Consider the following 13,057-nt stretch of genomic DNA (forward strand, 5'->3'; position numbering starts at 1 on the left):
AGTATGGAATACATTAGGAGGTGATGCAGTGGTAGAATCTTTGCGATTACAGCCAGGATCGGCCGGAAATATCGTGTACTCCCGGCTTAAGCAGCAGATTGTCAGTCTGGAGCTGCCCCCGGGAACGGCTCTGTCCGAGAAGGAGGTTTCCCTATCCTTCGAGGTCAGCCGGACGCCGGTGCGGGAAAGCTTCGTCCGCCTGGCCCAGGAGGACCTTGTGGTTGTGCTTCCCCAGCGCGGCACGCGCGTCTCGCTCATTGATTCGGAGCTGGTCGAGGAAGCGCGCTTCATGCGTGAACAGCTGGAAAAAGCAGTCGTCCGGCTTGCCTGCGAAAGCTTTCCCGAGGACAAACTCGCCGAGCTGGAGCGAAATCTGTCCGAGCAGCGCGAGAGCATCGAGAAGCATGACGGCAAGCATATGTTTGAGCTGGATGAGATCTTCCACCGTATTTTGTTCGAAGGCTGCCGCAAGGTCGGCACTTGGAACGTGCTGCAGCAGATGAACGCTCATCTGAACCGGAGCCGGATGTTATGGCTGTCCGCCGATCCGAATTGGACCAACCTGTACGAGCAGCATCGGGAGATCGCGGACGCGATTTCACGTCATGAAGCCGATCATGCCGAACGGGAAATGCAGGCACATCTCAGCCTGATCATCTCCAATCTGGCCGTGCTGAAAGAGAAGCATCCCGATTATTTTAAATAAGCCTATGCCGGCGGATAGACTTTATCCGTTCGCAGGCTTCCATCTTGTTGGTTCACTCGTAACCGCAAAATTCCCATCAGCTTTGCGTTAACTCCTTAAACTTGTAAAGGCGGTGAAGAAATGCGCATGGTATTCAGATGGTTTGGCGAGGGCAACGATACGGTCTCGCTGGATCAGATTAGACAAATCCCCGGCGTGGAGGGCATCGTATGGGCACTTCACGATATTCCTGTCGGCGAGGAATGGCCGATGGATCGAATTGAGGAAATTGTGGACCAAGCCAAAGCATACGGGCTTCATATTGACGTCGTGGAAAGCGTGAATGTGCATGAGGATATCAAGCTTGGACTTCCCTCACGGGATCAGTACATAGCCAACTACATCCGGACGATTGAGAAATTGGGCCAGGTCGGCGTCAAAGTCATCTGCTACAATTTCATGCCGGTGTTTGACTGGGCTAGAACCGATCTTCATAAACAGACACCTGATGGTTCGACGGCTCTCTTCTTCGAGAAGGCCAAAATCCACGGCATTGATCCGATGGAGCTGGTTGAGACGATCAACCGGAACAGCACGCTTACCATGCCGGGATGGGAGCCGGAGCGTTTGGCGCATTTGACCTCCCTGTTCGAAGCATACCGCGGCGTTACCGAGGACGATCTGTGGCGCAATCTCGAATATTTCTTAAGCGCCGTCATCCCGGCTGCCGAGAAGAACGGCATTCGAATGGCCATTCACCCGGATGATCCGCCTTGGCCGATCTTCGGCCTGCCGCGGGTCATTACCAGCCAGGAGAATCTTCGGAGATTCCTGCAGTTGTACGATAGCCCGGCGAACAGCCTGACCCTGTGCAGCGGCTCGCTTGGCGCCAATCCGGACAATGACATCGTCTCCATGATCCATGAGTTCCACGACCGGATTCCGTTCGCGCACATCCGGAACGTACGCGTCTACGAGAACGGCGATTTTATCGAAACGTCCCACCGAACCGAAGACGGTACCGTCGATATTTCCGGCATCGTGCAGGCTTATCATGACAACGGTTTCACCGGATATGTAAGACCCGACCACGGGCGGCATATTTGGGGTGAGCAGTGCCGTCCGGGTTACGGTCTGTATGACCGTGCCTTAGGCATCATGTATCTCTGGGGGCTGTGGGACGCTTACAGCCGGGAGCGTGCAGGAAGCGCAGCTCAGCTGAAGGAGGCTGTTCAATGAGTGAGGTAAATCAACATGCAGCGGGTACATCTGAACCCGGATCAAGTGGAGCTTCTAATGAATCCACGCCGCAAGGGACCCTATCCCTTCCCATTCATCCGTCATTAAACGGGAAGACGGTTGTCATAACAGGCGGCTCCGGGGTGCTGTGCCGGGCAATGGCTCTGGAGCTGGGTCGGCAAGGTGCCCGGGTCGCCGTCTTGAATCGTACGGCCGAGAAAGGGCAGCAGGTCGCGGATGAAATTACGGCTGCCGGTGGAACAGCGATTGCCGTTCCTTGCGATGTAACGGATACGGAAAGCGTCCGACAAGCCGAGAAAGCGGTGCGCGAGTCTTTCGGACCCTGCGATATCCTGATTAACGGAGCCGGCGGCAACCGGAAAGACGCGAATACAACCAACGAAATTTTCCGTCCGGAGGATGTGGGGCAGCCGGATCTGACAACCTTCTTCGGGTTAAGCGTGCCGGGCTTCCGCAGCGTATTCGATTTGAACTTCATCGGCACGCTCATACCGACGCAAATCTTTGCGGAAGGAATGCTGGGGCGTCCCGGGGCCGTCGTGCTGAATATCTCGTCCATGAGCGCACCCAGCCCGATGACCAAGGTTCCGGCTTACAGTGCAGCCAAAGCAGCCATCAACAACTTTACGCAGTGGCTGTCCGTTCATCTCGCGGAATCAGGCATTCGCGTGAACGCGATTGCGCCAGGCTTCTTCCTGACCGAGCAGAACCGCAATCTGCTGACCCACAGCGACGGTTCATTAACCGAGCGCTCTCATAAAATCATCTCCCATACCCCCATGAGACGGTTCGGCGTGCCGGAGGATCTGCTTGGCACCCTGCTCTGGCTCGTGGATGATCAGACCTCCGGATTCGTCACCGGAACGGTGATCCCCGTGGACGGCGGCTTCATGGCTTATTCCGGCGTATGACGGACTACATGCAACAGCCAGTTGGCGTCAAAAGCTTGACTGGCAGGACCATGATGAGTAAAGCAGATGAAATGCTGGAGTGACCTCCGCGAGGAGTATCTCCTGTGAATTTCCCAGCTTGATACAGCAGAAGGGCCGACTTAAGATCCTATGATCTTAAACCGGCCCTGTTTTTTGCATCACGGCAACTGTATATGCCTGAGTTTATCCGGATTTGCCACGGTATAAATCGTCTCGATCCGATTGTTTTTAAAGGCAAAAGAATAAATGAATTGGACACCGTGATCCAACCAGATCCGCATTCCCGGCAGACCATTGACGGTAAGATAAGAGTACACATATTGCCCTTCATACATTTTAAGCAGGTTCAGATGCAATTGGATCACTTTATGAACTCCAACCACAGGAATTTGCGCCGCTCTGACTTTACCGCCACCGTCCGAGTAGAGAACGACATTTTCGCTTAACAGCTCCAGCAGCTTATTCGTGTTCCCCTGTAAGAGGGAGTCCACAAATTCCTTGATTTGCGCCTCCGCCACCGAGATTGATGGTCTCTGATCAGGATCAAAATGAATGCTGCTCTTAGCACGGCGAAAGATTTGACGGCAATTGGTACTGCTTTTTCCCAGGATCTCAGCAATTTCATCATAGGAATAATGGAAAATCTCACGGAGAAGAAAAACGGCTCTCTCCACCGCGTTAAGCTGCTGAAGGAGCAGCAGGTATGCTGTAGAGATGGACTCTTGCTGCTCTACGATAAGAGAAGGGTCCGTCTCTGACGCCATATTCTCGATTAGGGGTTCCGGCAGCCAGGGGCCGACGTACAGCTCGCGCTTTTTGGCAGAAGAGCGCAGCAGATCCAAGCAACGATTCGTTACGATTTTGTACAGAAACGCTCTCTCATTGCGAATGTCCTCCGGATAGGGCAATTGGTTATAGCTGATGAAGGCCTCCTGTACGATATCTTCCGCATCCATCACACTTCCCAGCATCCGGTAAGCTAACGAGAAAAGAGCGGATCGATAGCTTTTATACAATAACTCTGTGCTCATTCGGGGTCCTTTCCTCACTTTCAAGCGAGAGTATATGCTGTACAGCTCGCTTGGCGCTTGCCGTTGCAGCATCAACTAAGAGTTCGCCATGCGCTGCCCATTCTCCCGCTACATACAACCCGATGATTTCCGGGACGGCTGGACCCGGGTTCTCTTGGCGGTTCACATGCATAAAATCGTGGCAGACCGTGATGTTAGGAAGGTATTGTTCCTCAATGAGCTCGCTGCGCCAACCCGGCTGCACCAAGTCTAAGGTTTCTTCTAATTCCTGCAAATCCCTTCTTGCATCCTTCTCCTTGCCCTGATACTTAAGCAAGGTTATGACTTGTGCGCCATCTTCACTCAGGTAAGCCGCTCGGGATTGATTCGAGAGAAAGACGGTTTGATCAATGCCGTACACAAACTGCTGCTTCGGTTCCGTAAGACGGCGCAGGGCTACATCCAAGCAAGCCGCTGTCACTTCGACCGCCTGCTCTTTCCAAGTATGAAGGGCGGTTGCTTCTGCATGGGGCACCAGTTCGTGAGCGACAGCTGGCGGTGTGGTAAGAATAATATGATTGGCTTCTATTTTCATGCCGTCCCTGCAAAGGACGTGCCGTACCCTTCCCTCGTGGTGATCAACCGAAATCACTTTATGCTTCGTTACGATTTGAACCCCCTGCTCCAGAGCCTTTTGTTTTAATTCATCAACCATGGTCCCCCAGCCCCGATCCAGATACAACACCCCCTTCAGCGCATGCTTAAGCTGCTGCAGTACGGGACCGGCAGCCTGCAGGTCAGGGGCTACCACATAACTCGCTGTACGCAATAGCGAATAGAATAAATTTCGCACCATGGGATCCTGCACGTTACCTTCAATCCATTCGCGCACACTTATGTTATCGTACAGCTGTGTATCCAGTTTACCTAGTTTCACAAGCCAGGCACCGAGCTCCATCTTGCCCTTCCAGGTTAATAGAGGGGTGGTGAATAGGGATTTCACGCCCATGGGTAACGGACTTAGTTTCCCTTTCCATATCCCGTACCCGTCAATCGAAGGTTGACCTCCCGGCAATTGGAGCCCTAATTCGCGAAAGGTTGAAAGGGCATCTCCATGATATAAGGCGTGCCCGCCCAGATTGAAATAAGCTCCCTTCTTCTTATGGGTCATGGCCCGGCCACCTAAACGTTCCTGCTTTTCAACGAGTATCGTTTGCTTCCCGGCTCTTGCCGCATAGATTGCAGCTGTTAAGCCGGCTACACCTCCACCTACAACGGCTACGTCATATTTTAGCATCCGTCATCATCCCTTTTTCGTTTTATACGGGTATGACGGGGGAGGGCATCGGGATGTGACAGGAATGAAGAGCAAATCCGAAAATTCATATCCGCAGTTAGAAGAAGTTTTTCTTGCGATATCAGGAAGTCTCATTCGAAGTTATACTTTCTGATATCTTCAATAATGCCCCTCTTCAACACGAAGAGGGGCTTGCATGGCTCTAAATTATAACTACTGCACGTTTGAACTTCATTCCGGTTTACTGCACGGTCTCCGGCTTAAAAAAAGCAGGCAAGTACTTTTTGTTCGCCTCCAGCATTTCACCCAGCAGCTGCTTCGCTACACTAACGGAAGGCACCAGCGGATGGTGAACCAGCGCTTGCAGCGCAATTCCGCGATCGCCGGTAATGGCCGCTTCAATCGTCAATTGTTCATATACTTTCACCGCATGCATCAGTCCTTTCACATGGGAAGGAACGTTCTGCGGTGTAAGCGGAATCGGCCCTTGGCCTGTTACCACGCAGTTGATCTCGATGCTGGCATCCGCAGGCAGGAAGTCATAGATATTGCCGTTTGCGACATTCAATGTCTGGATGTCATGGCGGTCATTGTAGATGGATGTCATCAGGTTGACTGCCGCTTCGGAGTAATAAGCACCGCCCCGCTGCTCCAGCTGCTTCGGTTTCACGGCCAAATTCTCATCCTTGTAGAGCTCAAACAGCTCCTGCTCTACCCGGCTGACAACATCCGCTCGGGTTCCGTCCTTCTCCAGCGATGCCTTCATATCGGCAAACATCGTATCGGTCATGTAGAAATATTTAAGATAATACGTCGGGATTGCCCCCAGCGAGCGGATAAAGTCCGCATCCCATCCGAAGGTCGGCACGTTCTTCGCCGTATACGATTTCCCGCCGTCCAGCAGCTCCGGCATCTTCTCTTCCCCGTTGACGATCGCCGACGTCACCCAGTGAAGATGGTTAATCCCGACAAACTCGGCCAGAACGTCCTTCTCCGACACGCCATACTCGGCCGCCAGGAACTTCTGAAAGTTAATCGGCGAGTTGCACAAACCAACGGATTTCACCTTACTGTGCTTCGCAACCGCCTCCGTGACGATACCCGCCGGATTCGTGAAGTTCAGCATCCATGCATTCGGTGCCAGCTCCTCGATATCACGGCAAATGTCCAGAATCACCGGAACCGTGCGCAGCGCCTTCAGCATGCCGCCCGGTCCCGTCGTCTCCTGCCCGATGACGCCGTGTTTAATCGGAATATGCTCATCCTGTTTACGTGCCGCGAGCAAGCCGACACGCATCTGGGTCGTCACAAAATCGGCACCCGCAATCGCTTGTCTGCGATCCAGCGTTAGGTGAACCTCGATCGGCAGGCCCGACTCTTTCACCATGCGTTTGGCCAGATTACCTACAATCTCCAGCTTATGCTTGCCTTCTTCAATATCGACGAACCATAGTTCGCGAATCGGCATTTGCTCATAATTGCGAATGAAACCTTCAACAATTTCCGGGGTATAGGAGGAACCTCCCCCGATGACCGCTATCTTCAATCCTGCTGCCACGTTAATCGCCTCCAAGGTATGATATCAATCCGTATTTATCAGGTTCTATTCCAACGATAAACGGATCAGGCTGTAGTTACCTGTTCAAACGTAAATGCCTTCAGTTTGGCCTCCGTCGCTGCATCAATGGCATGACCGTCGGCATCCATCGCGCAGAGAAGCGCGCCGGAAACCGGATCGGATGTCAGTCTTACACAGGCTGCATGTGGTGCCCGGACCGCAACAATCCGTTCGATCGCATCCGTCAGGATCGAGCTGTTCGGCCTGTTCAGCACACTGCCGATATAGACAATGTCAAACGCTTCATCCGTCATGTCCAGCCGCCGAATCAGCGTACATACTGCATTAGCCAGCTCTTCGCCTTCATACTCAAGAATTCCGGTTGCCACCTCGTCACCTGCTTCAGCTGCCTGGAACAGCGTCTTAACCAGGCTTGGCGGAACCTTCGTCTTACCGTAGAGGACATCCTCATACATCAGTTCTACAGACGTGTATCCCATTTGCTCCAGTACGAGCGATGTCAATAAGGTTGCCGGTCCCCGCTCATCCCAGGCCCGAATGACTGCCCGAAAAGCCAGCGTGGCAAATCCGGAACCGCCCGCGTAGCCGTCTCCATACAAGAAGCCAAAGCCCCCATACTGCAGCTCTTCTCCCGCACGGTTGCGGGCCGCGCTGTTGAAGCCCGTACCGCAGATCAAGGCGGCGCCATACGGTCGGCTCGTTCCAGCCCGCATCCCGATAATGGTATCGCATGCGATATCATGCTTAGGATAACCGAGGGCCCCGATCATCGGACGCAGGATCTCATAATCGGCTTCCCGATCTGCCCCGGCCAAGCCAAAATAAGCATAACTGATATTTTCTTTGGCAACTCCAGCCTCTTGAAGAGCCGCATTACAGGCTTCCTCAATGTTACGGGCCGCATGTTCACGGTGAATCTGGTGATTGCCGTTCCCAGACGCTCCCTTGCCAAGAATGTTCCCATGCTCATCGCAGATCACGGCGTGTGTCTTACTACCGCCGGCATCTACACCCAGATACAAACTCATGCACTTCACTCCTACCCGCCTTACAGCGGCGTCATGTGGTGGTATATATTTAAGATACCGCTTCCACTGACATCCATCTACTGTAATACGATCAAAGAGTGATACTATCTTACTGTTTCTTGGTTTTTGTAGTGGAGGGGATTACGGGAGTGCCTGCATAAGCACGCTCCCGAATTTCGCTTGGCGATGCGCCGACATGCTGCTTGAACAGACGATTGAAATTGGAAAGATTCCGAAACCCGCAGGAGTCCGCAATCTCGATAATCTTCTGGTCCGTCGTCTCTAGCAAGTGCACGGCATGCGTCAAGCGCAGCTGAATAAGATAATGGTGCGGTGAAGTGCCGACCGCCTGCTGGAACAGAGCGCTGAACCGGGAAGGGCTCAGATGCGTTAAATCGGACAGCTCCTGCAGCGTCCAGCTATAGTCCAGCTGAAGCTCCATCGTGCGCAGAACTTCTTTTAACGCATGCATCCCCCTGCCCTTGATCGGCCTGTTCGCTTGAGTCGGAGTCGACAGATGACGGTTCGCCAAACTCAGGAAACGAATGAGATCCGAACGGATCAGGCTCATATAAGCGGTACCTCGGGCTTCGTACTCTTCCATCATGCGCCCCAGCAGGTGAGCCAATTCATCGTGTACGGGGGACTGCCTGTCCATGTTTCCGAGCGAACGGAAGGGAGCCATCAGATCCGGATCGAACTTGAGGTCGATGGATAACAGCGAAGGCTCGAACATAATGACATCCATCACCAGGTTCTCGGTCTCATACGCCCGGTGAAGATCATTGCTGTTGATGAAAATAATATCCCCCTGCTGAAACTGGAGCTTCATCCCGTTGATCAGAATAAATCCGGTCCCGCTCTGAATATAATTGAGCTCCAAAGCATGATGCCAATGCAGGCGCTGGGCTCCGGCAAATATGCCGTGCGTGGTCGACGCGGTAAAAGGAAAGGCAGCGTTCGTAAAATCTATAGCATCAGGAACGACACTCTGCGGACGATTCACTAAAAAAGCACCTCCATGCCTTCGTACATCAACGTGTCAAGAATTTACCCTCATCGTAACATGAGCGCTTATCAGAAGAAAAACGTCTATCGATGTTTTTATCAGAAGACAGACTGCATTTAGGGAAAGTTTTTCTTGCGGGATAAAGAGGGTAGCGTACACCTGAAGTCTGTACTTTCTATCTCTTTTAAAAAAAGGACCCTGCCTCAGTATGCCTGAGACAGGGTCCTTAAAGGTTCATTTAAGATAATGCAAGCTCCACCGTCCAGCCGAACGGATCCTCAACCGTTCCGAGCTGAATGCCCGTGATGGCGTCATATACGCGCTTGGAGAGTTCGCCCGTTGCTCCCTCACCAATCTTCAATTGCTCATCCTGCCATTCCAGGGAGCCAATCGGTGAAATGACCGCTGCCGTGCCGGTGCCAAAAGCTTCGGTCAACAATCCGCTGCGGTGAGCCTCCACGATTTCATCAATGGAGATGGCCCGTTCTTCTACCGGGATGTTCCAATGCTGAAGCAATTGGATAACGGAGTTCCGGGTAACTCCATCCAGGATGCTGCCATTCAGTGCCGGGGTTACGACCGTATCGCCCAGCTTGAAGAACACGTTCATGCTGCCGACTTCCTCGATATATTTGCGATGTACGCCATCGAGCCACAGCACCTGCGAGTATCCCTTCAGCGTTGCTTCATCCTGTGCCTTCAAACCCGCCGCATAGTTGCCAGCCGTCTTGGCATTGCCCACGCCTCCGGCTACGGCACGCACGTATTTCGGCTCCACGTAAATGCTGACCGGATTGATGCCTTCCGCATAATACGAACCGACCACCGACAGGATAATCATGAACTTGTATTGCAGCGATGGCGCTACGCCAAGCACGGGCTCGGTTGCGATTACAAACGGACGGATGTAGAGCGATGTGCCCGGCTCGGAAGGAATCCAGTCGCGATCCACGAGCACCAGCTGCTTGAGCGCTTCCATAACGAGCTCCTCGTCCAATGCCGGAATGCTCAGGCGCTGGTTGGAAAGGTTCAGCCGCTGAATATTTTTGTTCGGGCGGAACATGAGAATCCGCTCATCTTCCGTCAAGTAAGCTTTCAAGCCTTCAAACACGGTCTGCCCATAGTGAAATACCTTGGCGGCAGGGTCCAGTTCGATCGGCTGATACGGAACGACGCGCGGATCGTGCCAGCCTTTACTGGCCTCATAATCGAGAATAAACATGTGGTCCGTAAATACCGTGCCGAAAGCCTGTTTATGATGGCTCGGCTTTGTCTTCGGGGTGGTCGTTAATTCCACGGGTATCGCGTAAGTCATGTGCACACATCTCCTTATTTTGTAAACGTTATTAGTTGAATCATATCAATCGATGCCCTATATTAAAAATATCTGATTTATAGGGATACCATACCTTATAGGTATGGAGAGGGGGTATGAACATGGATATTCGGCAGCTAAGATATTTCCTGACGATTGCACAGGAAGGACAGATCACGCGTGCAGCGAAACAGCTCAATATGGAGCAGCCTCCATTAAGCCGTCAGCTGAAACTGATGGAGGAAGAGCTCGGGGTTCTGCTGTTTGAACGCAGTGGCAAACAGCTTCAGCTCACCCACGCAGGCGAGCTGCTGCAGAACAGAGCCGCGTCCCTGCTGAACCAGTTCAATGAAACGCTAACCGAGGTAAAGGAGATCCACGCGGGAATCCGCGGCATGCTCTCCATCGGCGCCGTCGTCTCCTGTATTTCGCTCCTGCCGCAGCGCATCCATATTTTCCGGCAGCAATATCCCGAGGTCACCTTCAAGATTCGGGAAGGCGATCACTCCCTGCTGGCGGATCAGCTCGACAAGCGGAATATCGAGCTCGCGGTGACCCGACTCCCTTTCGAATCCAGCTTCGGACCTGAGCGTTATGCCGTTCAGCCTCTGCCCTCCGACCCGTTCGTCGCGGTCCTTCCAGGCAGCTGGGAAAGCGTATCCTCCCAATCGGAAATCTCGATGCGCGAGCTGGCGGAATATCCGTTCTTGTCCTTAAAAACCGATCAGACGATCGGGATGCATGAGCGGGTCATCCAAGAATTTAAGCGCGGCGAACTTGAACCGCGTGTCATATGCGAATGCTCCAGCGTTGCCATTATCGTTGCTTTGGTAGCTGAAGGCATCGGTGCCACCATTTTACCCGAGTCGGTCATGTCCTCATTCGCGATCCCCAACATCCGGACACTGTCCATTACGAGCGCTGATTTCCAGTCGGACGTGGGCATTGTCTGGCTCAGGGATCATGTCCTATCCAACCGGGCCCGGCATTTTTTAGCTACCTTTATAGAATAACATTTGTTGATGCCCCTCGTCTTCCCCGGCTTTGTCCAAGCCGTGCCACTTTATGCATTCGTTATTCATTGTTAACAAACTTGAAGTCACGAATCGTCCCGCACCGGCTAAACCCGATATGTTGATACAATCGATTGGAGTCCGGGTTGGCCTGATCGGCATACAGCATGGGTACTAAACCGTCCTGCAGCAAACGAAGTCCAAGGTCTGCAACCAAGGCGCTGGCATAGCCTTTTTTTCGCTCGGCCCTCGGCGTGTATACAGCGTTTATACGACCGTGCCTTGGCGACCGGTGTGCAACATTGGCCATCGATACCGCTTTGCTGCCGGCTATCCATAAATATAACCCGCCCTGTTGGATGAGTCGCTGCGCTGTCTCGACCTGGCTTGCCGCATTCGCGCGGACCCCATAAGCATCCTCCGAGAATCCGACCAGAAACCGGGCCACCAGCTGCGTATCTTCAGCAGCGGCCTGCCTGATTGTGCCCTCGACGAATTGAGGGGGCTTCACGGCGGGGGCATGATAAGACTCCATCGTCATATGAAGACGGTAGGTCCCATGACGTTCCTCTGCATAACAGCGTGCAAACTGCTCGGCCACATCCGGCTCCCCGGTCACCCCAGAGAGGGTCACCCCCTTAAGCTCGCTTACCAGCTCTTGGAGCAGGTGCTGCCGCTTATCCCCGGAAACCTGCCGGGAAATCCATAACCATGCGTTTCTACGGGGAGACTGCGCAAAGATCATGCGTCCATCCGGCGATTTCAGCCCGATGTTCTGCGGCGACCCGGCAAGAAGATGAATCAGATTGTATGACACCTCATCCTGAATAAAATCTTCCTGGTACAGCACCTCGTCCTGAGGCTTCAATTTCGCAAGCATTCGTACACTCCTCTCTTTTCCATGATCAATCTCTGTCCGTCCAAGCTCTAAACCAATCGAACGGGCACGCCAGCAAAATGTCGCCTAGGGACCCAGGAACGCAAAAAAGCCCCGTCCCTTGTAGGGACGGAGCCTTGTCTCCGCGTTACCACCCTGATTCGCACCGGAAAGCCGATACGCACTCTCGTCATCATCCATCAATGATGCCCCATGATAACGGCAGGGAATACCCGGATACGCCTCAAGTTATAAACGTTCGGCGGATCTGCTCCGAGGTGATGGCCATGCATCGCCGCTGACTGCTTCGCACCACCCAGCAGTTCTCTGATTCAGCTTCCTTTGCGACCCTGGCGTCCTCATCCTAGCATTTTCGAAAAATTTAACTCAGTTTACTCCCGGCGGCATCCAGCTGTCAAGCCCGATTCCCCATATGAAGAAATGCTTGCGACTCCATCTTATTTGTTATTAAAACGGAAGACCAGCATATCCCCTTTCTCCGGATGGACGCCATCATGCTCTGTATATCTTCCGCCCGTGTACGTGTTCAACGTTTTGCGCCAAAAAATCTGAGTACTCATATTGCGCTCGGTCGGATTCGTTTGCAGCTCCCATGCACCTTGGAACTGATCGAACACAAGCTCAGCCGCTCGTTGGGCTACACCTTGTCTTCGAAAAGTCCGAAGCACAAAAAAATCATTCAAGTAATACTGGATATTCGGCGATGGAATGTACGGGGTGGTGGCCACCAGGGCCAACCCTGCCGCAATGCCATCTACGGAGATTAGATAAGGAAAAAGCACCGATGGCTGCTCCCACCACACATCGAGCTGCTTGCTCTGTTCGCTTAGGGTCGGCACATCCTCTTTTTCAAATACACCGAACCGGTTAGGACGGACCCCCCATATCTCAGCAATGTCATGCAAGTACAGCGGATATATGTTATGCAGAATAAATGACTGTTCCTTCGGGCATAAACGTACCTCAATATTCACGGTCAATCCCCTCCCTAATGAATGATGTATGTAAGTTTAGTATGTCTAGGATAACAT

At 52.8% G+C, this 13,057-nt stretch carries 12 protein-coding genes; 4 read left to right on the top strand and 8 right to left on the bottom strand.

Annotated elements, in window-relative coordinates; all coding sequences use genetic code 11:
• Positions 1 to 28 precede the first annotated feature (28 nt).
• The 3 genes from PLA01S_RS13110 (at position 29) to PLA01S_RS13120 (ending at position 2,856) form a co-directional block, all read left to right on the top strand.
• Complete coding sequence (locus PLA01S_RS13110) at positions 29 to 706, top strand: GntR family transcriptional regulator (protein ID WP_127592596.1); 678 nt, start codon at positions 29 to 31, stop codon at positions 704 to 706.
• Between the two features lie 120 nt (positions 707 to 826).
• Positions 827 to 1,924: a mannonate dehydratase gene (gene uxuA, locus PLA01S_RS13115; protein ID WP_127592597.1), complete on the top strand. Its 1,098-nt coding sequence runs from the start codon at positions 827 to 829 to the stop codon at positions 1,922 to 1,924.
• Complete coding sequence (locus tag PLA01S_RS13120; RefSeq protein WP_127592598.1) at positions 1,921 to 2,856, top strand: SDR family oxidoreductase; 936 nt, start codon at positions 1,921 to 1,923, stop codon at positions 2,854 to 2,856. The genes uxuA and PLA01S_RS13120 overlap by 4 nt, the downstream gene beginning before the upstream one ends.
• Before the next feature lie 179 nt (positions 2,857 to 3,035).
• Here the strand turns inward: PLA01S_RS13120 and PLA01S_RS13125 are convergent, their stop codons facing one another.
• From PLA01S_RS13125 to PLA01S_RS13150, 6 genes are all read right to left on the bottom strand, one after another.
• Positions 3,036 to 3,908 carry an RNA polymerase sigma-70 factor gene (locus tag PLA01S_RS13125; protein WP_164817417.1) on the bottom strand — a complete coding sequence of 291 codons (873 nt, stop codon included), beginning with the start codon at positions 3,906 to 3,908 and terminating at the stop codon, positions 3,036 to 3,038.
• Positions 3,886 to 5,184, bottom strand: a complete 1,299-nt coding sequence (locus PLA01S_RS13130; RefSeq protein WP_127592599.1) for a phytoene desaturase family protein — start codon at positions 5,182 to 5,184, stop codon at positions 3,886 to 3,888. The genes PLA01S_RS13125 and PLA01S_RS13130 overlap by 23 nt, the downstream gene beginning before the upstream one ends.
• Positions 5,185 to 5,425: 241 nt before the next feature.
• Entirely contained in the window at positions 5,426 to 6,742 is a 1,317-nt protein-coding gene (locus tag PLA01S_RS13135; protein WP_098749391.1) for a 6-phospho-beta-glucosidase, read from the bottom strand.
• 65 nt (positions 6,743 to 6,807) lie between these two features.
• Positions 6,808 to 7,791: an N-acetylglucosamine kinase gene (locus PLA01S_RS13140; RefSeq protein ID WP_127592600.1), complete on the bottom strand. Its 984-nt coding sequence runs from the start codon at positions 7,789 to 7,791 to the stop codon at positions 6,808 to 6,810.
• A 109-nt stretch (positions 7,792 to 7,900) separates the two neighbouring features.
• Positions 7,901 to 8,797: an AraC family transcriptional regulator gene (locus tag PLA01S_RS13145; protein ID WP_127592601.1), complete on the bottom strand. Its 897-nt coding sequence runs from the start codon at positions 8,795 to 8,797 to the stop codon at positions 7,901 to 7,903.
• Between the two features lie 241 nt (positions 8,798 to 9,038).
• Positions 9,039 to 10,115 carry a branched-chain amino acid aminotransferase gene (locus PLA01S_RS13150; RefSeq protein ID WP_127592602.1) on the bottom strand — a complete coding sequence of 359 codons (1,077 nt, stop codon included), beginning with the start codon at positions 10,113 to 10,115 and terminating at the stop codon, positions 9,039 to 9,041.
• A 122-nt stretch (positions 10,116 to 10,237) separates the two neighbouring features.
• Between PLA01S_RS13150 and PLA01S_RS13155 the strand changes: the two genes are divergently transcribed.
• Positions 10,238 to 11,128 (top strand): LysR family transcriptional regulator, encoded by an 891-nt coding sequence (locus PLA01S_RS13155; RefSeq protein ID WP_127592603.1) that lies wholly within the window; start codon positions 10,238 to 10,240, stop codon positions 11,126 to 11,128.
• A 61-nt stretch (positions 11,129 to 11,189) separates the two neighbouring features.
• On the opposite strand, the gene PLA01S_RS13160 is transcribed toward PLA01S_RS13155, so the two are convergent.
• Together PLA01S_RS13160 and PLA01S_RS13165 are read right to left on the bottom strand one after the other, a co-directional pair.
• Positions 11,190 to 12,008: a GNAT family N-acetyltransferase gene (locus tag PLA01S_RS13160; protein ID WP_127592604.1), complete on the bottom strand. Its 819-nt coding sequence runs from the start codon at positions 12,006 to 12,008 to the stop codon at positions 11,190 to 11,192.
• A 455-nt stretch (positions 12,009 to 12,463) separates the two neighbouring features.
• Positions 12,464 to 13,000, bottom strand: coding sequence for a GNAT family N-acetyltransferase (locus PLA01S_RS13165; protein ID WP_015737925.1), 537 nt, complete (start codon positions 12,998 to 13,000; stop codon positions 12,464 to 12,466).
• Between the last annotated feature and the right edge of the window lie 57 nt (positions 13,001 to 13,057).

It is taken from the genome of Paenibacillus lautus NBRC 15380, assembly GCF_004000945.1.
Classification (GTDB): Bacteria; Bacillota; Bacilli; order Paenibacillales; family Paenibacillaceae; genus Paenibacillus_AQ; species Paenibacillus_AQ lautus.